The sequence below is a fragment of the Paraflavitalea speifideaquila genome (assembly GCF_032395985.1).
Lineage (GTDB): Bacteria > Bacteroidota > Bacteroidia > Chitinophagales > Chitinophagaceae > Paraflavitalea > Paraflavitalea speifideaquila.
Genome location: NZ_CP135920.1, coordinates 7,231,907 through 7,252,500, shown reverse-complemented (window position 1 = coordinate 7,252,500; position 20,594 = coordinate 7,231,907). Strand labels below are relative to the sequence as shown.

27 protein-coding genes, 2 rRNA genes and 2 pseudogenes (1 of these 31 cut by a window edge) are annotated in these 20,594 nt (G+C 45.5%); 25 read left to right on the top strand and 6 right to left on the bottom strand.

The genetic code is table 11. From position 1 onward, the window contains the following. The 20 genes and pseudogenes from RS881_RS49810 to RS881_RS49720 form a co-directional block, all read left to right on the top strand. A 23S ribosomal RNA gene (locus tag RS881_RS49810) occupies window positions 1–2,077 on the top strand; it begins 800 nt to the left of the window's first position. Between the two features lie 108 nt (window positions 2,078–2,185). Then, window positions 2,186–2,297 (top strand): 5S ribosomal RNA (rrf, locus tag RS881_RS49805). A gap of 173 nt (window positions 2,298–2,470) precedes the next feature. Continuing rightward, window positions 2,471–3,511 carry a ligand-binding sensor domain-containing protein gene (locus RS881_RS49800; RefSeq protein ID WP_315817626.1) on the top strand — a complete coding sequence of 347 codons (1,041 nt, stop codon included), beginning with the start codon at window positions 2,471–2,473 and terminating at the stop codon, window positions 3,509–3,511. A gap of 66 nt (window positions 3,512–3,577) precedes the next feature. Next, window positions 3,578–3,796, top strand: coding sequence for a hypothetical protein (locus RS881_RS49795; RefSeq protein WP_315817625.1), 219 nt, complete (start codon window positions 3,578–3,580; stop codon window positions 3,794–3,796). Between the two features lie 4 nt (window positions 3,797–3,800). Further along, on the top strand, window positions 3,801–5,372 hold the full coding sequence (locus RS881_RS49790; protein ID WP_315817624.1) for a sensor histidine kinase: 1,572 nt from the start codon (window positions 3,801–3,803) through the stop codon (window positions 5,370–5,372). Next, window positions 5,356–5,508 (top strand): hypothetical protein, encoded by a 153-nt coding sequence (locus RS881_RS49785; RefSeq protein WP_315817623.1) that lies wholly within the window; start codon window positions 5,356–5,358, stop codon window positions 5,506–5,508. Before RS881_RS49790 ends, RS881_RS49785 begins: the two co-directional genes overlap by 17 nt. Before the next feature lie 2 nt (window positions 5,509–5,510). Then, window positions 5,511–6,230: a LytR/AlgR family response regulator transcription factor gene (locus tag RS881_RS49780; RefSeq protein WP_315817622.1), complete on the top strand. Its 720-nt coding sequence runs from the start codon at window positions 5,511–5,513 to the stop codon at window positions 6,228–6,230. Window positions 6,231–6,452: 222 nt separating this feature from the next. Continuing rightward, window positions 6,453–6,716, top strand: coding sequence for a hypothetical protein (locus RS881_RS49775; protein WP_315817621.1), 264 nt, complete (start codon window positions 6,453–6,455; stop codon window positions 6,714–6,716). After that, window positions 6,611–6,943: a hypothetical protein gene (locus RS881_RS61065; protein ID WP_350340340.1), complete on the top strand. Its 333-nt coding sequence runs from the start codon at window positions 6,611–6,613 to the stop codon at window positions 6,941–6,943. The genes RS881_RS49775 and RS881_RS61065 overlap by 106 nt, the downstream gene beginning before the upstream one ends. A 68-nt stretch (window positions 6,944–7,011) precedes the next feature. Then, complete coding sequence (locus RS881_RS49770; protein WP_315817620.1) at window positions 7,012–8,190, top strand: peptidoglycan DD-metalloendopeptidase family protein; 1,179 nt, start codon at window positions 7,012–7,014, stop codon at window positions 8,188–8,190. 204 nt (window positions 8,191–8,394) lie between these two features. Further along, window positions 8,395–9,279, top strand: a pseudogene (locus RS881_RS49765) (FAD:protein FMN transferase). Window positions 9,280–9,318: 39 nt separating this feature from the next. Continuing rightward, window positions 9,319–10,524, top strand: coding sequence for a Gfo/Idh/MocA family protein (locus RS881_RS49760; protein WP_315817619.1), 1,206 nt, complete (start codon window positions 9,319–9,321; stop codon window positions 10,522–10,524). A gap of 15 nt (window positions 10,525–10,539) precedes the next feature. Continuing rightward, window positions 10,540–11,208, top strand: a complete 669-nt coding sequence (locus tag RS881_RS49755) for a 3-keto-disaccharide hydrolase (RefSeq protein WP_315817618.1) — start codon at window positions 10,540–10,542, stop codon at window positions 11,206–11,208. 162 nt (window positions 11,209–11,370) lie between these two features. Beyond that, window positions 11,371–11,460 (top strand): annotated as a pseudogene (locus RS881_RS49750) (hypothetical protein); the annotation flags it as partial. Window positions 11,461–11,552: 92 nt separating this feature from the next. Further along, entirely contained in the window at window positions 11,553–11,903 is a 351-nt protein-coding gene (locus RS881_RS49745; RefSeq protein ID WP_315817617.1) for a 3-keto-disaccharide hydrolase, read from the top strand. 176 nt (window positions 11,904–12,079) lie between these two features. Further along, entirely contained in the window at window positions 12,080–12,361 is a 282-nt protein-coding gene (locus RS881_RS62115) for an NADPH-dependent FMN reductase (protein ID WP_315825041.1), read from the top strand. Further along, window positions 12,292–12,609 (top strand): NADPH-dependent FMN reductase, encoded by a 318-nt coding sequence (locus RS881_RS62110; protein WP_315817616.1) that lies wholly within the window; start codon window positions 12,292–12,294, stop codon window positions 12,607–12,609. The genes RS881_RS62115 and RS881_RS62110 overlap by 70 nt, the downstream gene beginning before the upstream one ends. Before the next feature lie 81 nt (window positions 12,610–12,690). Then, complete coding sequence (locus tag RS881_RS49730; protein WP_315817615.1) at window positions 12,691–12,915, top strand: hypothetical protein; 225 nt, start codon at window positions 12,691–12,693, stop codon at window positions 12,913–12,915. Further along, on the top strand, window positions 12,834–13,427 hold the full coding sequence (locus RS881_RS49725) for a class I SAM-dependent methyltransferase (RefSeq protein WP_315824869.1): 594 nt from the start codon (window positions 12,834–12,836) through the stop codon (window positions 13,425–13,427). The genes RS881_RS49730 and RS881_RS49725 overlap by 82 nt, the downstream gene beginning before the upstream one ends. Next, window positions 13,424–13,594, top strand: a complete 171-nt coding sequence (locus RS881_RS49720) for a hypothetical protein (protein WP_315817614.1) — start codon at window positions 13,424–13,426, stop codon at window positions 13,592–13,594. Before RS881_RS49725 ends, RS881_RS49720 begins: the two co-directional genes overlap by 4 nt. 85 nt (window positions 13,595–13,679) lie before the next feature. Here the strand turns inward: RS881_RS49720 and RS881_RS49715 are convergent, their stop codons facing one another. Both RS881_RS49715 and RS881_RS49710 read right to left on the bottom strand, forming a co-directional pair. Beyond that, a complete protein-coding gene (locus RS881_RS49715) occupies window positions 13,680–14,309 on the bottom strand; it encodes a helicase-related protein (protein ID WP_315817613.1) in 630 nt (209 codons plus the stop codon). Between the two features lie 20 nt (window positions 14,310–14,329). Beyond that, window positions 14,330–14,812: a DEAD/DEAH box helicase gene (locus RS881_RS49710; RefSeq protein WP_315817612.1), complete on the bottom strand. Its 483-nt coding sequence runs from the start codon at window positions 14,810–14,812 to the stop codon at window positions 14,330–14,332. 483 nt (window positions 14,813–15,295) lie between these two features. Here RS881_RS49710 and RS881_RS49705 point away from each other — a divergent pair, with 483 nt between their 5' ends. The 4 genes from RS881_RS49705 to RS881_RS49690 all read left to right on the top strand — a co-directional run bounded on the left by RS881_RS49705 (window position 15,296) and on the right by RS881_RS49690 (window position 17,366). Continuing rightward, window positions 15,296–15,727, top strand: a complete 432-nt coding sequence (locus RS881_RS49705) for a MarR family winged helix-turn-helix transcriptional regulator (protein WP_315817611.1) — start codon at window positions 15,296–15,298, stop codon at window positions 15,725–15,727. 41 nt (window positions 15,728–15,768) lie between these two features. Further along, entirely contained in the window at window positions 15,769–16,155 is a 387-nt protein-coding gene (locus RS881_RS49700) for a hypothetical protein (RefSeq protein WP_315817610.1), read from the top strand. Window positions 16,156–16,488: 333 nt separating this feature from the next. Continuing rightward, window positions 16,489–16,677: a hypothetical protein gene (locus tag RS881_RS49695; RefSeq protein WP_315817609.1), complete on the top strand. Its 189-nt coding sequence runs from the start codon at window positions 16,489–16,491 to the stop codon at window positions 16,675–16,677. A 329-nt stretch (window positions 16,678–17,006) separates the two neighbouring features. Beyond that, the gene (locus RS881_RS49690) at window positions 17,007–17,366 is read left to right on the top strand and encodes a hypothetical protein (RefSeq protein ID WP_315817608.1); all 360 of its coding nucleotides are present in this window, start codon (window positions 17,007–17,009) and stop codon (window positions 17,364–17,366) included. On the opposite strand, the gene RS881_RS49685 is transcribed toward RS881_RS49690, so the two are convergent. Both RS881_RS49685 and RS881_RS49680 read right to left on the bottom strand, forming a co-directional pair. Then, window positions 17,361–17,528: a hypothetical protein gene (locus RS881_RS49685; RefSeq protein ID WP_315817607.1), complete on the bottom strand. Its 168-nt coding sequence runs from the start codon at window positions 17,526–17,528 to the stop codon at window positions 17,361–17,363. The genes RS881_RS49690 and RS881_RS49685 overlap by 6 nt on opposite strands. After that, a complete protein-coding gene (locus RS881_RS49680; RefSeq protein ID WP_315817606.1) occupies window positions 17,521–18,675 on the bottom strand; it encodes a Gfo/Idh/MocA family protein in 1,155 nt (384 codons plus the stop codon). Before RS881_RS49680 ends, RS881_RS49685 begins: the two co-directional genes overlap by 8 nt. A gap of 92 nt (window positions 18,676–18,767) precedes the next feature. Between RS881_RS49680 and RS881_RS49675 the strand changes: the two genes are divergently transcribed. Further along, complete coding sequence (locus RS881_RS49675) at window positions 18,768–19,631, top strand: diacylglycerol/lipid kinase family protein (protein WP_315817605.1); 864 nt, start codon at window positions 18,768–18,770, stop codon at window positions 19,629–19,631. Between the two features lie 93 nt (window positions 19,632–19,724). Here RS881_RS49675 and RS881_RS49670 read toward each other — a convergent pair whose 3' ends face one another. Both RS881_RS49670 and RS881_RS49665 read right to left on the bottom strand, forming a co-directional pair. Beyond that, window positions 19,725–20,114: a hypothetical protein gene (locus tag RS881_RS49670; protein WP_315817604.1), complete on the bottom strand. Its 390-nt coding sequence runs from the start codon at window positions 20,112–20,114 to the stop codon at window positions 19,725–19,727. Further along, window positions 20,105–20,593, bottom strand: coding sequence for a universal stress protein (locus RS881_RS49665; RefSeq protein ID WP_315817603.1), 489 nt, complete (start codon window positions 20,591–20,593; stop codon window positions 20,105–20,107). The genes RS881_RS49670 and RS881_RS49665 overlap by 10 nt, the downstream gene beginning before the upstream one ends. Window position 20,594 lies beyond the last annotated feature (1 nt).

Sequence of the window (20,594 nt, the reverse complement as noted above, 5' to 3'; positions counted from 1 at the left end):
GGTGAAAGGCCAATCAAACTGAGAGATAGCTCGTTCTCCCCGAAATGTTTTTAGGAACAGCCTCGGATATAGATGTTTGCTAGAGGTAGAGCTACTGATTGGGCTAGGGGCTTCACCGCCTACCAAACCCTGACAAACTCCGAATGCTAGCAAATTTCTCCGGGAGTGAGGCTGCGGGTGCTAAGATCCGTGGCCGAGAGGGAAATAACCCAGATTAGCAGCTAAGGTCCCTAAGCGTATGTTAAGTTGATCAAACGAGGTGGGATTTCTATAACAGCCAGGATGTTGGCTTGGAAGCAGCCATTCATTTAAAGAGTGCGTAACAGCTCACTGGTCGAGAGATCCTGCACGGAAAATAATCGGGCATCAAACATACCACCGAAGCTCTAAATTCAACAGCAATGTTGAGTGGTAGGGGAGCATTGACATCTGCATCGAAGGTGCACGGCGACGTGTGCTGGAGCGTTGTCAAAAGAAAATGTAGGCATAAGTAGCGATAAAAGTAGTGAAAAACTACTTCACCGTAAGACTAAGGGTTCCTGATCAACGTTAATCGGATCAGGGTTAGTCGGGTCCTTAGGCAAAGCCGAAAGGCGCAGCTGATGGAAAACTGGTTAATATTCCAGTACCTGCTTTAGTTCCGATGGGGTGACGAGGTAGTGAAAGATCCGCGGGGCAACGGATGTTCCCGTTAAAGGGTGTAGTTATATCTTTTCCAGGTAAATCCGGAAGAGATGGCGAACCTGATAGTACAGCAAAGCTTCGGCAGCGCTGATAGTGATCCTAATCAAACCTCCGAGAAAAACCTCTAAGGTGTGGCTAAAGCGGCCCGTACCGCAAACCGACACAGGTAGTCGAGGCGAATAGCCTAAGGTGCTCGGGTGAGCCGCGGAGAAGGAACTAGGCAAATTGATGCTGTAACTTCGGGATAAAGCATACCACCTTCTGGGTGGTCTCAGTAAAATGGTTCAACCAACTGTTTAACAAAAACACAGGGCCCTGCAAAATCGTAAGATGACGTATAGAGCCTGATACCTGCCCGGTGCTGGAAGGTTAAGGAAGGGTGTTCGGCGCAAGCCAAAGCTCCTGACTGAAGCCCCAGTAAACGGCGGCCGTAACTATAACGGTCCTAAGGTAGCGAAATTCCTTGTCGGGTAAGTTCCGACCTGCACGAATGGTCTAATGAGTTGAACGCTGTCTCCTCCGCGAGCCCGGCGAAATTGTAGTATCGGTGAAGATGCCGGTTACCCGTCACGGGACGGAAAGACCCCGTGAACCTTCACTACAACTTTGCATTGATTTTGAGCAAACAATGTGTAGAATAGTTGGGACGCTTTGAAGCGGTGCCGCCAGGTGCCGTGGAGCGGTCGTTGAAATACCAACCTTTGTTTGCTTAGAGTCTAATCCCTACCGGGAAACAGTGCATGGTGGGTAGTTTGACTGGGGTGGTCGCCTCCTAAAAAGTAACGGAGGCTTGCAAAGGTTCCCTCAGTACGGTTGGTAATCGTACGCAGAGCGCATTAGTATAAGGGAGCTTGACTGTGAGACAGACAAGTCGAGCAGGGGCGAAAGCCGGCTAAAGTGATCCGGTGGTTCTGTATGGAAGGGCCATCGCTCAAAGGATAAAAGGTACTCCGGGGATAACAGGCTGATCTCCCCAAGAGCTCATATCGACGGGGAGGTTTGGCACCTCGATGTCGGTTCGTCACATCCTGGGGCTGGAGAAGGTCCCAAGGGTTCGGCTGTTCGCCGATTAAAGTGGCACGTGAACTGGGTTCAGAACGTCGCAAGACAGTTCGGTCCCTATCTGTGATGGGCGTTAGAATATTGCGTGGACATGACCTTAGTACGAGAGGACCGGGTCGTACGGACCGCTGGTGTATCTGTTGTGCCGCCAGGTGCAATGCAGAGTAGCTACGTCCGGCCAGGATAAACGCTGAAAGCATCTAAGCGTGAAACCTTCCACAAGATGAGTATTCTTTTAAGGGTCGTAGGAGACTACTACGTTGATAGGCTACAGATGTAAAACTGGTAACAGTAAAGTCGAGTAGTACTAATTGCCCGTACGCTTTAATTTTTTTAATCAATTTCAATGTTAATATTTTAATTGTTTGTTCTGTTGCTCTCATTTACAACTTCCCAATATGTAATCTTATTGACTGGATAATATCCGGTATTAACTTCTTATGGTGGTTATACCGAGGGTGTTCACCTCTTCCCATACCGAACAGAGTAGTTAAGCCCCTCATGGCCGATGGTACTGCACAACAATGCGGGAGAGTAGGTAGCTGCCATATTTATTGAGCCTCGTAGTTTACTACGGGGCTTTTTTTTGCCCATACCCCAATCAATCACCTCTTCCGTTCCCTCATTCCGGCCCCCTGCCTCAATAGGCCCGGTTTTACCAGACCGATTACTTAATTTTAGTGATTACCAAACACTAAACAGCCTACTTGTCAAGCGCCAGCACATGCCGCCTGTTTTGCCTACTCCTGGTGCCCCTGTATTGCCTGCAGGTAATAGCGCAACATCCTTTAATACGACCTCTCCTGTCAATTACCGGTTTACGGAACTCTCGGCCCGGAACGGACTCCCTTCGTCCGAAATACTTTCCCTTCACCTCGACAATCGTCATTTACTTTGGATTGGTCATACAGCCGGGCTTAGCCGCTATGATGGCTATGCCATTTCAAATTATCTGTTTGCCCGCAATAAAAGGATTGGCCGGGTTTTCTGCTTTCTTGAGGATACTGCCCGCCACATCCTCTGGATTGGGAGCGTAACCGGCCTTTTCTATTATGATAATAAGGAGATCATTCCCGTAATCAGTGGAGACAATTTACCGGTTTATAGTCTCCTGGCCGTCCCCCAGGGGCTTTGGGTGGGTACGGGCACAGGACCGGCCTGGCTTGACACGGCCGCTATCCGCCAGGCCATACACCAGGATACCGTCGCCCTCGCCCCCCGCATATTGCCTGTTTGGAGAACGCTGGGTGACGACCGGCGTGTTAAGCACATGGCCCTTCAAAAGAATGGTAAACTACTTGTAGGCAACTTTTACAATGTCTATGAATCTGAACAAGAATCTCTTCATAAAATATGGGGAATGAGTCATGCCGCCGATCTGCTGAATGGCATCGTATGTACTGATGAAGGAGAAGTACTGATCTGTGGCAATTTCAGTGGCGTTAATTATAAGAAAGGAAATGAATGGAAAGCGCTACCCATTCCCTACATCACGGGCATGGACCTGCACCGCGAAGGCAATAACTGGTATTATTACAATTCCGAAGCGATCTATGAGGTAGACATCAAATCAAAAAATTCAGACCGGTTGTCATTATTCCTTTTGATCACCGGGAATGGGGCTCTGTATTTACCCAGGATAAAGATGGCAATTTCTGGATCGCTACCCACGAAGGTATCTTGTATGCTCAACCGGAGATATTTAAAAGCCATCTCCAGGATAAGCCTGAGGGCTTTAATGAGCTTTACAGTATTTATCAATTAAAGATGGCGGCCTCCTGGCCGGAGGCAACCGGGGAAGATTATTCAAAAGGTAAATGACCATTTTGAAATGGCCTATCCCAACGCCCAAACGCTTTTCCCTCATGCCGAATTGAAGAGCATCTGTGAAATGCCTGATGGGGATCGGTGGTTTGGCAGTGGCTACGAAGGATTGGTTCGACAAAGCAACAACAAACTACAATACTTCTATAAGGATGGGGGATATGGCGACAAAACCTTTTGCGTTTGTACCCTGGTAAAAGGGCGATCTCTGGACTACCGGCGATAAGAACGTGACGCATATAATAAAAGGCAAGAACGATTCGCTCCAATTTACCCAATACACGTATAAACAGGAAGTCAGTGATAATCCCATCATTCGTAGCCTGATCGAAAGCCCGGGAGGAAAGATCTATGTAGGCAGTACCTGGGGATTGGCCACCATCAAAGACAATTACCTTGAGCTGATCTCCTTACAGAAAGAACAATCCTTCGCCATTGCAGACATGCAAATGAACCGCGAACAAAAAGTATGGATTGCTACGCAAGGTAATGGCCTTCTATTGTGCCGATTTGTGGGCGATAGTCTCATTATGGAGAAGCAACTTACAACTAATGACGGCCTCTCTTCTGATATATTCCTGAAATTACTGGTTGATAAAGAAAATATTCTATGGGCAGTAGCTTATAATGGGATTAATCGCATAGAACAATTGGGCAATGATATTAAAATAGTATCCAAAAACATAGACCGTGCTTTACTGAAAGGTGATTACCAGGGAGTAGATATGATCCAGGATAACAAAGGAATGATCTGGATGGCTACCTCTTCTGGTTTATTGTCGTTCGATCCAGTCATATATGCTAAAACAATTTCTGCACCTGTACTTTACATAGAGAAAGTAACGGTATTGCAGGATGTAAATCGCAAAAACCAATTGTTACAAAATGATGCGAAAACGCCCGTCGAGCTTGCCCCCAAACAAAACTCGCTGGAATTCTTGTTCACCGGCATTCATTACAATAACCCGGCGGCCGTATTGTATGAATACAGGCTATTGGGACAAGATAGCAATTGGATAAAACTGGGAAACACCAGGCAGCTCACCTTAAGAAATATACCAGCCGGTGAATACACACTACAAGTAAGGGCTGCGGCTGGATCAAATCAATGGAGCAATATGGCTGCCTGGCCATTTACTGTACATGCTGCCTTTTGGCAAACAGGTTGGTTCCTGGCGCTGATCTTATCGGCCATTGTTGCCATTGTGTATTATTTTGTTCGGCAGCGCATAAAAACCTTACGAAATAAGGCCGCCACGCAAAGGGATTTTGAACGCCAGATTGCCCGTGTTAAAATGAATATGCTCCGCGCGCAAATGAATCCCCATTTCATCTTTAATAGCCTGAATTCCATTAATAATTTTATCCTAAAGAACGACCCCCAGAATGCTTCCGGCTACCTGACCAAGTTCTCCCGGCTCATGCGGATGATCCTGGATAACTCCCGCAGCGAATGGGTTAGCCTGGAAAATGAACTGAGCGCGCTGGACCTGTATATACAATTGGAATCCATACGGTTTGATCATGTATTTGAATACCGCTTGCTGCTGGATCCAACCATCGATCCCGCACAGGTAGTCATTCCTCCCCTGATCATACAACCTTATGTAGAAAATGCCATCTGGCATGGGCTGCTTTACCGTGAACGACCTGGTGGTATATTATTATTGGAAATCAAACATGTTAATGAACTCCTTAGCATAAAAGTGGAAGACAATGGGGTAGGACGGCAGGCCTCTGCCGACATGCGCAGCAGGTCGGCCCTGAAAAAGAAAAAGCCATGGTATGAAAATAACCGGTGAAAGGCTTGATATCGTGAATACCACTTATGATGTGAACACAAACATTGAAGTGGAGGATCTCTATGATGAAAACCAACAGGGGTGTGGTACACGTGTACTTATTACACTCAATTATATTCAGAATAAAATGGTTTGATCATGAAAGCCATTATTGTTGATGACGAAAAACATTGCCGCGAATCGCTGGAAGCCATGCTGCGGATCCATTGTCCGGAAGTAGTGGTGGTAGCCATTTGTGCGGATGCTTTGGCGGCCATTGCGGCTGTTGGCGCACACCAGCCCGACCTGGTGTTCCTGGACATTGAAATGCCCAGAATGAATGCTTTTGACCTGTTGCAGGAACTTAACCATATTGATTTTGAGATCATTTTTACTACGGCTTATGATCAATATGCTATCCGCGCCATCAAATGCAGCGCCCTGGACTATCTCTTAAAACCGGTTGATGCTGATGAACTGAAGGAGGCCGTGAACAAATTGAAAAGCCGCCCCCGGCACCTGATCGAAAAAGAGCAATTGCAACAGGTTGTCAATAATATGAGTAATCCGGCACAGCAGGATTTTAAATTGATCATTGCCACCCTTGATGGCAACTATTTTCTGCTGCCGGAAGAGATCATGTATTGTGCAGGTAATGATAACTATACTCATTTTCACCTTACCAAGGGCAGGAAACTGGTGAGTGCAAAAACATTGAAAGAATATGAAGACATGCTTGCCGGGCAGGGATTCCTGCGCATCCATAAATCTTACCTGGTTAACCTTAAATATGCCGTGAAGTTTTCAAAAGCCAACTCCACCCTGATATTACAGGATTATACAACTCTTGAAGTATCGCGCCGTAAAAGGACGCCGTGATCAATGCCTTATTCAATAAATAATATTCACATTTCTTGCCGTTTACTCATCCGGTTTCCGTTCACTCGCCTGATTACGTCTAAGCTGATAACTTGTATTTACTTTAGGTTATTATATTCAATAGACTGTTTGAATCCTTGTTCGTGCTCTTCCTGATACTTCCCTCACACTTCTGATAGTAGCTAGTGATACTGTTTTACCATAACCTTAAAAATATCAACTATGAAGTGTAAAGTTGTTTATCCGTTACTATTATTATTACTGTCGGGCTTGTATGCCACTGCGCAGGACCTTTATTCCGGGGTATGGCGCAAGGGGAATGGCAGTACGTATTTATGGGCAGGTGTATCCTGGGCAGACTTCAATAAAAATGGAGTGAACTGGCCAAACAAAACCTTCGACTTATTGACATTGAAACTTATGAAACAGGTGGAAAGCGATACTTCTCCGGTGTATGGGAAGGCGGCAGCGATGGTTATGCCCTGACCCCTACGGGCCTTGACTGGGCAGCTTTCAACAAGTTTTGGAGCGACTACAGTAAAACTCTCCGTCTTATAGACATTGAAACCTATACAGAGGGGGCAAGAGGTACTTCCTCGGTGTATTCAGGCAGGGAACAGGAGGATATGCCCTTACACCCACAGGCCTCGACTGGGGAGAATTCAATAAGTTTTGGAGGGACTATAGTAAGAATCTCCGGCTTACAGATATAGAGACGTATACAGAAGGAGGCAAACGGTATTTTCTGGGCGTCTTCAACCCCGGCAACGATGGATATGTATTGTCTCCTTATGGAATGGACTGGAACCAGTTTACCAAGTACTGGGAAGACAGGGCCAAAGAGAACTTGCGTTTAATTGATATGGAGTCTTATGTAGAAGGAGGCAAACGTATTTTTTTAGGCGTGTGGCGCCAAGGTACTGATGGTTATGCTCTTTGGCATGGAACCGACTGGCAAAGCTTTGTTTCCAAATGGGCGGAGTATAATACCTCCAACCTGCAGTTGGTTGACCTGGAAACCTACGATGGTGATTGTCCGGGAGGCTGTATGAACCAGGTCCTGATGGCTGATAACCCAGCTACTGCTGGACGCGATAGCTATGACTATGGCATCTATGCCACTTCACAACATTGTGAAGGGGAGCCCGGCACCTGCCCGGCCAATCCTTCCTCCAGCGCCAGGGTTTACTATCGCTGGCCCAACCTGAAATTGGGCAATGATTTTTATGTACGCAACTCTGTCCTTTATGATGCCAAGGATAGATTCCTTACGCTGCCATTCAAAGAAAAGGCATCAGATATGTCGAAGAATGGCTGGTTGTATTCTGCCGGCGCCTGGCACCATGCCATGGACTATTCCAGGAAAGATGGTAAGACATTTCAGCTCGTTGCAGCAGCAGCGGGGAAAGTAGTGTTTGCCGGATACGACGAATGGTCGGGCAATACCATCATCATTAGCCACAATGTAGGAGGTGAAAAAGATGCTTACCGCACCATTTATATGCACGTCAGGAATGGGGCCGACAATGACTGCTCGGTGGCCTGGAGTAAGAGTCAACCTACCTTATCCCAAGCGCCAAATGATCCTACCAGGGTTAAATATGAAAATCATTTGAAGAATACGGGCTGCCCTCTGAAAGTATCAGACAGGAATCCCGACGTGGGATGGTGGGGAACCAATTCACAGAAGCTAAGTAGTGATTTGGTCGGCAAAAATGTGCAGGCTGGCGATGTGATTGGATGGGCTGGTAGCACCGGTCCGGGAGGCCAGGCTGCCAATCACCTGCACATTTTCTACGCTCACCGTGACCCGGGTGACAAACGCTGGTATTTCTTTGATCCTTATGGTATCTATGGAACGCCTGATTGTTATCCATCGGCCGTAGATGGGGCCATTAATACCCCCTGCGCACGTTATCCCGTCGCCTGGAAAAATGGGCGTCCGGATTATGCTCAATAGTAAGGCAATCGCGGAATCGTTTGCATAAATTTAAGCGGGTTTCCTCATTCTGCAACCGGGCTTTATTTATATTTGTCCGGATGAGGAACCTGCTTATTTTCCTACCCCTTTTGTTGTGTGGTGCTGTTGTTTATCGTGCAGAACCCATAAGGGCTTATCGTATATCAGGATTTGCACAAGGTACTACTTACCAGGTAACCTATTATGCCACGGATAGCCTGGTTAAAAAGTCAGGTAGATAGCCTCCTCGCTGTCATTGACAGCTCCCTCTCCATCTATAAGTCTTACTCCCTCATCAGCCGCTTCAACCAGGCCGAAGCTTCCATTACTATGGACGATCATATGACCAAGGTGGTCAGGAAATCCATAGAAACTTACCAGCAAACAGAGGGAATCTTCGATATTACCGTCCAACCATTGGTGCAAGCCTGGGGTTTTGGTCCCAAAAAGATGGATCAATTGCCCGACTCGGCCACCATACGTTCTTTAAAACAATGTGTAGATTCCCGGTTTTTATCCGTGAATGGCAGCAGGCTTTAGTAAATCAAAGCCCTGCGTTAAAATTGATGTCAATGGCATTGCACAAGGCTATAGCGTGGATGTAGTGGCAGCCTTTTGGACAAGCAACCTATTAATAATTATATCATTGAGATCGGAGGGGAGATCAGGATCAGGGGGCATCGTCAACCCGGCAATGAGAAAATGAAGATTGGCATTGAAGCGCCTGGTGAAGATGAATTCCAACTGTCTTTATTGCAAAAGATCATCTCCATTGATAGTGGTGCCATTACCACTTCGGGCAGTTACCGTAAGTTCTATGAAAGTGCCGGTAAAAAAATATCGCATATCATTGATCCGAGAACAGGATATTCATCCCAAAGTGAGCTGATCAGTGTAACTGTTTACGCCCCCGATGCCATAACAGCAGATGCTTATGATAATGCATTCATGGTAATGGGATTGCAGAAAGCCATCGACTTTGTTGAGAACAGGAAGGAAATGGCAGCTTATTTCATTTACCGGGATAAGCAGGGGAAAATAGCCGATACGGCTACCAGCAGGTTCTATCAGTTCATTACTGAACATTGACAATTGAACATAGATTATTGAAAATCGAGTCCTTTTAACATGAGTAGAAGAAAATTTATACAACAGGCTGGCTTACTTACAGGAGGGTTTCTCCTGCATAACCAGTTGTTGCAGGCTGTTAGCACCCAATACACAGAGAAAATAAACATAGGTGTAATTGGATGTGGCGACCGGGGTACGGGTATTATGTCTATCATGCGTGGATTACCGGAGCTTTTTAATATAGCAGCCATTTGTGACTTATTGGACTTTAGATTGGAGCATGCCCGTAAAATAGCGACTGACTCTGCACCCAAGGAATATAAGGAGTATCGCAAACTACTGGAAGATAAAACGATCCAGGCAGTGATCATTGCTACGCCGCTTAACATGCATTTTCCCATTGCCTCTGATGCATTGAAGGCCGGCAAACATGTATTCCTGGAAAAGACGATGACCTACGATATTCCGCAAGCCATAAAATTGGTGCAGCAGGTAAAGCAGCACCCCAACCAGGTATTGCAGGTAGGGCATCAGTACCGGTATGTGCCTCTGTATTTTAAGGTGAAAGAAATGATCGAAAAAGGTTATCTCGGTAAGATAACGCATATTGACTGCCGCTGGGATCGTAACTGGAATTGGCGGAGGCCTGTTCCAGCAGGATATACGGACAGGCAGGTAAACTGGCGGATGTACAAGGCCTATTCAGGTGGCCTGGTAGCCGAATTATTATCCCACCAGATTGATTTTATCAACTGGGCCTTTAATACACATCCTGATGAAGTAATGGGCGTAGGGGGCATTGATTTTTATAAAGATGGAAGAGAGGCGTACGACAATGTGCAAGTAGTGCTCCGGTACAATAAGGAGAACATGATCGGTAATTTTGGTTCTACCTGTGGCAATGCCCGTGAAGGATATATATTCAAACTAAAAGGTACCAAGGGCACAGTAGCCCTCCTGGTAAACGAAGGCATCTTTTACCCCGAAGCAGCTGTCAAGAAAGAACTGGAGACGGTAGATGGTGTAAGCAGTGCTACCAAAATAGAATGGAATAAAGATGGTGGCATACCCATTATCAAAGAACCCATGAAAGACGGTACCTGGTATGCAGTGCAGGATTTTCACAAGTGTATTGTTGAAAAAAAGCAGCCCACTTCCAATGTGATTACGGGTGCCACTACCGCCGTATCAGTACACCTGGCCAATGAGGCTGCTTATACCCATGTGACGAAACAATGGAAATCAGCCTATAACTTTTCCTAATTATTACTTTGCGATATGAAAAAACTCCCTTTAATTTTTGCCATGACAATGCTTGCTTCTGGTGCTTACGCACAGCAGCAGACTGGTTGGACGAGCTTGTTCGATGGTAAGTCACTCAATGGTTGGAAGAAACTCTCTGGTAATGCAGAATATAGAATAGAGAATGGTGCTATTACCGGCGTTACCTCACTGAATACCCCCAATACTTTTCTGGTAACAGAAAAAGAGTATGGCGATTTTATCCTTGAGTTGGAGGTGCTGATGGAAGATACCACATCCAATTCGGGCATCCAGTTCAGAAGCCACCTTAATCCGGCAGGTAATAATGGCACGGGGCGTGTGTATGGCTATCAGTATGAAATTGATCCTTCCTCACGTCGCTGGTCGGGCGGCATTTATGATGAAGCAAGAAGAGATTGGTTGTATCCTTTGGGACTGAACCCGGCGGCCCAACCAGCCTTTAAGAATGGCCAGTTCAACAAAGTACGTATTGAGTGTATTGGTCATAATCTGCGTACCTGGGTAAATGGTATCGAAGCGGCCTATGTGGTAGATACTTTGGATGCCACTGGGTTTATTGGCTTACAGGTGCATGGTATCAAGAATCCCGAACAGGCAGGTAAAAGATCTATTGGAAAAATATACGCATTAAAACTAGTAAACTGGTGCCTGCACCCCATTTAAAGACTACTTATGTGGTGAATACCATTCCCAATACGCTCTCTGATGCAGAGAAAAATCGGGCACCGTACTGCTGTTTGATGGCGTAAGTTCCAAGGGGTGGAAGGGCGCTTATAAACCTGGCTTCCCGAAAAGGGTTGGGAAATCAAGGATGGTACGCTGAGTGTGTTGGGATCTAATGGTGCCGAATCTACCAACGGAGGCGACATCGTAACTACCAAAGAATACAGTGCTTTTGACCTGACCTTTGAGTTTAAGATCACCACCGGTGCCAATAGCGGGGTAAAGTACTTTGTAACTTTGACAGAAAATAATCCTGGCTCTGCCATCGGATTGAGTTCCAGGTATTGGATGATAAAGTACATCCGGATGCCAGGATGGGCCGCGATGGTAACCGTACCTTGTCTTCCTTGTATGATCTTATCACTGCTAAGAAGCAGGACCGGTTTACACGTCCTCCGGGGCAATGGAATACTGGCCGGGTAGTAGTGTATCCCAATAACCATGTAGAGCATTACCTCAATGGGTTAAAGGTATTGGAATATGAACGTGGTTCCCAGGCATTCCGTGACCTGGTAGCCATCAGCAAATACAGCAAATGGCCCAATTTCGGAGAAGCTAAACAAGGCCGTATCTTATTGCAAGACCATGGCAATGCGGTGAGTTTCCGGAGTATTAAGATCAAGGAGTTGAAGTAGCAGTTATCTATAGAGCGGTAAGTTATTCAATAAACAAACCTGGTATGTTTTGGGAAACACCAAACATACCAGGTTTTATTTTGTAGAAGTAATGCTGTATTTAGGGCTATTCGCCGGCGAACTGATTTTATCGAAGCTTACGGATGGAGTTTTAACTTTATATCGTACTAACCATTATGAAAAAGATAGTCGCCATTTCTGGTAGTTTGCGGACAACCTCGGCCAATACCACCTTATTGAAAATATTGGGTAGTCTGCTGCCTGCGGAGGTTGATTATACCATCTTTGAGGGTATTGGCGATTTACCTCATTTTAACCCTGATATTGATAAAGAGGGGCCCTTATTGAGGGTAAAGGCGCTCCGGACACATATTCAGGGGCTGATGGGGTGGTTATCTGTACCCCGGAATATGCTTTTGGGGTTCCCGGGGTGCTCAAAAATGCTTTGGATTGGTTAGTTTCATCGGGTGAATTGAATGAGAAGCCGGTGGCTACGATCAGCGCTTCCCCTTTATACCGGGGAGGCGATAGGGCCCATGCTTCTTTAGTACTAACGCTGCAAGCCCTGGGTGTAAAGAACAGTGGACAAATTACCATCCCCGCTATCACCACGAAGTTAAACGAGGAGGGATTGTTGATCCACCCCGAAACCAGGCAGGAGCTTATGGCATTTGCCGAAACATTGGTCAAAGCTATTGATGGTTGATACCAGGATAAGTTTGCATGTCATTGCATAATCGTAGAATGTTGTGTAGTTTAACAGCCATTTTGGGACCACATCAACATTATGAAGGAAGATAAAGCCAGCAGAACAGCACAATACATGGCCTTATTCAGGGCACTTGAAACAGCCCGGCCCCAGGGCTCACGGTTGTTCAATGATCCCTATGCTATTTCTTTCCTGGATAGGGGACTAAAAAGGGCTACGCAATTGTCGAAGATACCTTTTTCAGAACCCTCATTCAAAAGATCATTCACCGTAAAATACCGGGTGCATTTTCTTCTGGCATAGCCCGCACCAAGTATATTGATGATCTTTTGCAATACGCAGTCAATAATGGGGCCGAGCAGGTAATGATACTGGGCGCTGGTTTTGATACACGAGGGCTGCGGCTTGGCTTTTTAAGGGATATTCCGGTTATAGAGATCGACCATCCCAATACCTCTTCCTACAAATTGCGTGTATTGAGGTCAAACCTGAGCCGGCTGGCCGATAATGTCATCTACCACCAGCTGGATTTTAATAAGGAAAGCCTGGATGATATGATTTCCTGGAACCCAATAGATTTGACAAAGCCTACTGTGATCATTTGGGAGGGGGTTACGAATTACCTCACAGCTTCGGCCATTGAGAATGTATTCCGGTTTTTGAGCCGCTTTGCCGGAGGTTCTTATGTTATATTCACCTATATAAACCGGTTGGTGCTAGATGATCCATCATCTTTTTATGGCGCAGAGAAGTTGCTTAGTGACCTGGAAAAGATCGAGGAACGGTGGACCTTTGATTCAGGCCGGAAGAATTGAGAGACTACCTCAATGATTTTAACTGGGCCTTGTTAGAAGACAAAGGGGCTGTTGAATACCGCCGTAAATACATGCCAAATAATACGGAGAAGGGCTATGAGTTTTACCGTGTAGCCTTTGCCAAAAAAGAAAGTAAAAAGTACTATAAAAGCAATGTGCGAATGTGACTATTGGGTAATAGTTGCATTCGCACATTTGTTTTATCCTAACAATCTTCCCCGAAGGAAATACTGTTTGAGTAAAGATTAGTGGTTACCGGTTGAAAGAATGGTTGTTGTTGAACCGCTTCTTGAACTTACTGTTACCATTCCTGTTTCCGCCACCACCGGCCGATTTCTTTTGAATAGCTGGTTGTGGATTAATAACGGTTTTGGTAGAATGATAAGGATGTTCTTCTATTACTGGGATGGATTGCCTGATGAGCTTTTGAATATCTTTCAGGTAAGCCCTTTCTTCACCATCGCAAAATGATATGGCGATACCACTGGCGCCGGCACGACCCGTACGGCCAATCCGGTGCACATAAGTTTCCGGTACATTGGGCAACTCATAGTTGATCACATGGGTGAGATTGTCAACATCAATACCTCTGGCTGCAATATCAGTAGCTACCAGGATACGGATCTTACCATTCTTGAAATTGTTGAGTGCATGCTGACGCGCATTCTGTGACTTATCGCCATGAATAGCATCTGCTTTAATGCCAGCACGTGTTAATGCTTTAGCAATCTTGTCGGAGCCATATTTCGTACGGGCAAAAACTAGTGCACGTTCAATATTGGAATTCTCCAACACATGGATCAGCAGGGAGCGCTTATTGTCCTTATCAGTAAAATATACCTGTTGTTCAATCCTTTCGGCGGTAGAAGATACAGGCGCCACTTCTACTTTTACCGGCTGTTTCAGGATCGTATTGGCCAGTCCGGCGATTTCCGGGGCATGGTAGCGGAAAAGAACAAAGTTTGTCTTTTAACAGGAATACGGGTAATGATCCTTTTTACGTCATGAATGAAACCCATATCCAGCATGCGGTCTGCTTCGTCCAATACGAAGATCTGTAAATGGTGCAGGTTAATAAAGCCCTGGTTGATCAGGTCAAGCAGGCGGCCAGGTGTGGCAATGAGTATATCAACACCATTGCGCAAGGTATTTACCTGATTACCTTGTGATACACCACCGAAAATAACCATTTGGTTGAGGCCGGTATATTTACCATAGGCCCTGAAACTTTCTTCTATCTGGATAGCCAGTTCGCGAGTAGGGGTAAGCACCAACGCTTTAATAGCACGGGGGCCCCTTTGTACAGGTTGTTGGCTATGCAATAATTGTAATACAGGGATCGCAAAAGCGGCTGTTTTGCCGGTGCCTGTCTGAGCACAGCCCAACAGGTCTTTTGTTGTAATACTACAGGGATAGACTGCTCCTGGATTGGAGTAGGGGTACTATAACCTGTTTCCTTCAGCGCCTTTAATAAAGGCTCCTGAAGATTCAGTTGATCAAATGTCAAATTGATAGTTTTTAATAAATAATTGTTAACTATCGGCTGCGCGGATGAAAACGAAGGAGAGAGTTAACTGATTGTCTCATCAACCTATGACTTGATGAGTTTTCTGTGTGGGGAAAAAAAATCCAGTCTGCTAAGAGTGAGAATGAGGTGCAAAGATACTATATTTTTTTATATGATGCAATAAGGGATTGTTAACTTACTGCAATCGACTGGTTTGCAGACCTTAGTAGCGCAATATAAAGCAACTGTTTACGCTGATTATACGGTAGGAAGACCAGGAGATCGATTGCCGGTATAATCCCCGCAAAATGATTTTGTATGCAATGGCAATCTGTTTACTTTAGTTGTAGATACAACCAATATGAAACCATCAGGCCTAGACCAGAATATTATCTTCTTGTGTGCGGAGTTTTCCCACAGGTTCAGCCAGGTGTTGGCGGCGGAGTTTAAAACGCACAATATTGACGTTACTGCCGAACAGTTTTCTATTCTGGTGGTGCTCTGGTACAAGGATGGCATCAGCCAGAAAGAGATCAGCGAACAGCTCAACCGCGATAAAACGACCGTTACCCGGGTATTGATGAACATGAAGAAAAACAAGCTGATCAGGCAGGTAACGGATGCTGCTGATAACCGCTCGAACCTCGTTTACCTCACCGCCAAAGGAAAGGAGGTGCAAAAAGCAGGAGTTAGGATATCCGGCGAACTATATATGAAAGTATTGAAAGGCATTCCCCAATCTCAATTACAGACTGGTATAGGTGTTTTACAAAAGATGACCCACGCTTTATAAACTAATAATAGATGTATATACAACCTTTTAATAGCATTGTTATGAAAACAAAAGTATGCGCCCTGAAAGCCTGTTTAGTGATTGTATGCCTACAAGCCACCCTGATGATGCTGGCACAGGATAAACCCCTTGCCGGAAAGTTATTTCCCCGTATCTACAAGGTGGGTGATAAATACCATTACCGGTTGACTGCAGAGCAGTTTTATAATAATCAGTGGAATGGAACTTCGGTAGTGGTCATGGAATGTACCGTGGTAAAAGACAGTGCGGGTATTGCCTGGGATGAGGTGAGAAGCTTGTCAAAAACGCTGTATTCACCTAAGGATACAGTGAATATGGACGAGGAAGCCCTGGCTGTAAAACCTTATCGCATTTCCCTGCATCCCAGGGGGCAATTGCTATACCCCGCATCGAGGTGGCTGGCATGACAGGACCCATTACCGATTTTATTACCTTTTTTGTAGCAGTAAGCCCAGCCTCGCGCATCACCACTCTGGAGAAGGTGGGTGATAGCCTGATCAAAAGGAAACAGCAAAAGGTAATTTTGCCAATGGGAAAACCATCCTTTTGGGTGAGGATTGCCTGGCTATTAAGGGATACATTACCGGTGTAACTCAACGGGAAGCAACAGTGCGTACTAAATTCCTACCACCGATAGAACCCTGTCTTGCTTTCCTATTGGAGGATATGCAAAAGCCGGTAACTGCGGGCGTACTTAATAATTTTCAGATGGTACAACCTGCAGCAGCAGGTAAAACAATGTGCATTTCGGAAATGAAGAATTTACCATCAATACCATTATGAACAGGAAGGATGGGAAAATAAAATGGGCGGATATGTCCAATACCCTCCATCTTTCCCTACGGATGAATTGTGACGGGGATTATAAGAATTGTCAAATGGAAGTACCCTTTCTTATTCAACGTAACTTGAAACTGGAATTGTTGTAATGAAGGCTATGAGCGGGTTTTAACATTTGTTAAAGGCAAAGTTTGTTATATTAGGATAACAAAACCTAAACCTTTACTTATGGGAAATATTTACTCTCGCTGCATAACCTGCATTCTCCTGGTCATGCTAATCGGGCAAAGCCTATATGTTCAATCACAGGACCCCGTACGCAAAAACACCAGGTATCTTTCGGGTTTCCTCTATTAACACTACAGGAATTGACAACTGGTATACAGACTATTGTTACCGGTATCGGCAATCAGAAAGTGGAGGATGTTAAAGGAAGAGCAACTTATAGCCTATCCTATCGTTATTTCCCTTCCCGCCGGTGGGGATAGGTGTTACCGGTATCTACCAGAAGCTTGATGTTAAATTCATATCTCCGGCAGCTAAAAAGTCTTATTTAACAACGGCTATTATGGCCAATGGCCAGTATAACTATTTAGATAAACCCAAGGTTGATGTTTATTCCCGGCTGGCAGCAGGCGTGGTCCAATTTGATGAAACGGGAATTAATGACGGACCTTCCTATACTACATTAGCATTCCAGGTTACAGCCATAGGTGCCCGGATTGAGGTACGTTCAGCACTTTTATCGAGTGCGGATTTGGATATGAGGGTATTATACATGCAGGCTTTTGCCTCAGGATCTGATAGCGAGTGCCTACATGCCGTCTTTTCTTTATAGCTTAGGCTCCCAACCTTTCTCGTATTCCCTTTTCCACATTTTCATGGCTTGCTTATCCTTGAGTATATGTCCATTCGTAGGGTCGGTATGCAGGGTTCTTCCTGTACGCTGGGCAATATTGGCCAACAAGCAAAGCAATATACTTTTATGCCCCTCATTCACAGATGAGTTGAGTTTCTCCCTCTCCACGAATGCTATTGATGAAATTATTGAAGTGATAATAATCCAGGTTGCCGGTAGAACTTACCAGGTTGCCGGATTCGGCTTTGGCATCTGATTTCACTTCCTTGATCAGTTTCTTATTGTAGTCGAATATTTTATAGGTATCGGCTCCGTAATTCACCAAGGTGCCTTTATCGCCGTAAATGATAAAGCCCCTGCTGGCGCCTTCTACCGGGTAATCATTGCAGCTCCTGCTTTCCCAGGTAATCGCTTTGTTGCTGCCAAATTCAAAACTAGCTACCTGGGTATCGGGCGTTTCCCAATCGTCATTAAAGGCATAACGCCCACCGGCAGAAGTAACTTTCGTAGGGAAGTCGACACCCAGGAACCAACGACAGCAGTCAATTTCATGGGTACCATTATTACAAGTTTCGGAAGTACCCCAATGCCAAAACCAGTGCCAGTTATAATGTACCAGGTTATCCATATAATCCCTGCGTGGGGCAGGGCCCTGCCACAGGTCAAAATCAAGGGTCATGGGTACGGCTACTTTATTGCCCCGACCAATGGATTTACGGTTATTAGCATACCAACCTTTTCCCAAATACACATTACCGATGATACCTTCTCTTACTTCTTTCACTGCATTGATGAGGGTAGGGAAAGAGCGGCGTTGGTTGCCCATCTGAATCAGTTTACCGTATTTATTCATAGCCTGCACCAGCAATTCGCCTTCATAGGGGTTATGGGCGCAGGGTTTTTCCACGTACACATGTTTACCATGTGATACGCCTAGTATCGAAGCAGGCGCATGCCAATGGTCAGGCGCGGCTATTACCAGTGCATCGAAATCTGTTTTCTGTACCAGTTGCCGGATATCTTTTATCACGGTGGGTTTTCTGCTGGCCTGGACAAATGGTTTTAAACCATTCTGAATAGCTTTTTCTTCCACATCACACAGGTAGGCTATTTCTACATTGGGTAGTTTGGAAAAGCATTCGGCCAGGTAGGCGCCACGGCTATTGACACCCATTACAGCCAGCACGACTTTATTGCTGGGGGCATTCTTTCCAAATACGGGGAAGTTGAGTATGGTGATACCTGCTGCTGCCATTGAGGTGCTCTTTATAAAATCCCTTCTTTTCATGGAACAATCATTTTGTAGGTATATTAAAGTTGTTGGGCCAGTGAAATCAAAATAACTTATCTTTTAAATACATTCATTGATTAGCGCGCCTTATGATCCATTCTTTTAACATTGCCATCGTTTGCAATACCTTGGCTGGTAGTGGTTATTCAGCACATCTTACCCGGCAAATGCAGGACCTGCTGGAAAGCCAGCAAATACCCTGTACAGTCTTTATGGACCAATGGCCCGACCAGTTTACTGGCTTTACGGATGTCTTTATCCTGGGTGGCGATGGTACCTTGAACCATTTCATCAACCAGTATCCAAATATATCCATTCCCTTGTCAGTTTTTAAGGGTGGATCCGGAAACGATTTCGGCTGGAAGTTATATGGCAATCTTTCCTTTGAGGCGCAGGTGCGAAGGGTGTTGGCAGCCTCGCCCAAAATGGTGGATGCGGGCAGCTGTAATGGCCGTTTATTCCTGAATGGGGTAGGAATAGGCTTCGATGGAGAAGTGGTAAAATCGATGGGTAAGAAGCGCTTTATAGCCGGCCACCTGGCCTATCTGGCCACTGTGATCAGGAAAATCTTCTTTTACCGGGAAAAAGTACTGGAGATTGAATACAATGGGCAGGTAGAAAAAGACCGTTATTTTATGATCAGCATCGCCAATGGCTCACGTTACGGAGGTGGTTTTATGGTGGCACCCCAATCGGTTGTGGATGATGGCTGGCTCGACCTCGTGATCATCCGGAAAATACATCCTCTCAAAAGGCTTTTTTACCTGCCCAAGGTGGAAAAGGGCAAACATATAACCCTTCCATTTGTGAAAACGGAAAAGATAAAACAGGTAGTGATCCGTGCCACCGAGCCGATACCTGCGCACCTGGATGGTGAACTCATAGAGTGCGCGGAGTTCTCCCTGGAAATGTTGACCGGTAAGTTCCTCTTCAGGGGCCAGAAGCATGTATAGTCAGCAGGGTATTTTGAACCCATTACTTTTCCTGACCGGGGTAAAATAAAAAAGCCCAACCTGAACAGGATGGGCTAATAAACCTCTAAAAAACTACTTATGATGCAGAAATCGATTCATTCTTTTGGTCGACGGTAATAACAGGAATATTTGAACCATAGGACAGGATCTTTTGGTGAGCCTGCTCCACCAGCCTGGTAGGTGAAACTCTTTGAAAGGATTGGCCATGATCAGGTCGGCATTGATCCGTTTAGAGAATTCGAGGGTGCTTTTGGCCAGGTTCTTTCCTTCAAGCAGGAAGGACTGAACGGGTATGGTAGATAGGCTTTGCACTACTTCCAGGGCTTTATCCATGATGTTTTCGGCCGCATTGCCATCGTTATCGTTGCGCAAGGATACCAGGTAAACGGTCGATTTAAAGGAACGGGCCAACATGGTAGCGAGTTTAATGCGGTGCATGGGCAGCTCACCGGTCAATGGCAATACGATCTTTTGAAATGGCTTACCAGTCCGCTGGAGCGGATAGCTAGTACTGGCACATTGGTTTTACGGGCCAACCTGCTGATGGATACGGAAGAAAGTATGCGGTGTATGAGGTTGAATTTGGCCAGTCCCACTACGACCAGGTCCATTTCGTATTGTTCAATGTATTTAGACAGCTGCTGACTGGCATTGCCTTGCAGCAGACTGATCTCAATTTTACCCCCGCCACAAATATGCTGGCGATATATGTCTTTTAAAGCTTCCAGCTTTCTGCTGGCATTGTTCATTTCAGCAGCATGGCCAGGCATGTTCAAGCTGGTTTCTATCGGCAATAATGGCAGCAGGTTATTGGATACCACATGGACCAGGTGAATATTGCAATGAAAGGTATTAGCCAGCTCTATGGCTTTGGATATAGCCCATTTGTTTTTTCCAGTGAAATCTACCGGCACCAGGATATTGTAAAAGGTTTTAGGCATA

Excerpts from the sequence above, each read along its gene's own strand:
- RS881_RS49800 (WP_315817626.1), top strand. The coding sequence starts at position 2,471 with ATGCCGCCTGTTTTGCCTACTCCTGGTGCCCCTGTATTGCCTGCAGGT.
- RS881_RS49795 (WP_315817625.1), top strand. The coding sequence starts at position 3,578 with ATGGCCTATCCCAACGCCCAAACGCTTTTCCCTCATGCCGAATTGAAG.
- RS881_RS49785 (WP_315817623.1), top strand. The coding sequence starts at position 5,356 with ATGAAAATAACCGGTGAAAGGCTTGATATCGTGAATACCACTTATGAT.
- RS881_RS49780 (WP_315817622.1), top strand. The coding sequence starts at position 5,511 with ATGAAAGCCATTATTGTTGATGACGAAAAACATTGCCGCGAATCGCTG.
- RS881_RS49775 (WP_315817621.1), top strand. The coding sequence starts at position 6,453 with ATGAAGTGTAAAGTTGTTTATCCGTTACTATTATTATTACTGTCGGGC.
- RS881_RS49760 (WP_315817619.1), top strand. The coding sequence starts at position 9,319 with ATGAGTAGAAGAAAATTTATACAACAGGCTGGCTTACTTACAGGAGGG.
- RS881_RS49755 (WP_315817618.1), top strand. The coding sequence starts at position 10,540 with ATGAAAAAACTCCCTTTAATTTTTGCCATGACAATGCTTGCTTCTGGT.
- RS881_RS62115 (WP_315825041.1), top strand. The coding sequence starts at position 12,080 with ATGAAAAAGATAGTCGCCATTTCTGGTAGTTTGCGGACAACCTCGGCC.
- RS881_RS49730 (WP_315817615.1), top strand. The coding sequence starts at position 12,691 with ATGAAGGAAGATAAAGCCAGCAGAACAGCACAATACATGGCCTTATTC.
- RS881_RS49705 (WP_315817611.1), top strand. The coding sequence starts at position 15,296 with ATGAAACCATCAGGCCTAGACCAGAATATTATCTTCTTGTGTGCGGAG.
- RS881_RS49700 (WP_315817610.1), top strand. The coding sequence starts at position 15,769 with ATGAAAACAAAAGTATGCGCCCTGAAAGCCTGTTTAGTGATTGTATGC.
- RS881_RS49680 (WP_315817606.1), bottom strand. The coding sequence starts at position 18,675 with ATGAAAAGAAGGGATTTTATAAAGAGCACCTCAATGGCAGCAGCAGGT.
- RS881_RS49675 (WP_315817605.1), top strand. The coding sequence starts at position 18,768 with ATGATCCATTCTTTTAACATTGCCATCGTTTGCAATACCTTGGCTGGT.
- RS881_RS49665 (WP_315817603.1), bottom strand. The coding sequence starts at position 20,593 with ATGCCTAAAACCTTTTACAATATCCTGGTGCCGGTAGATTTCACTGGA.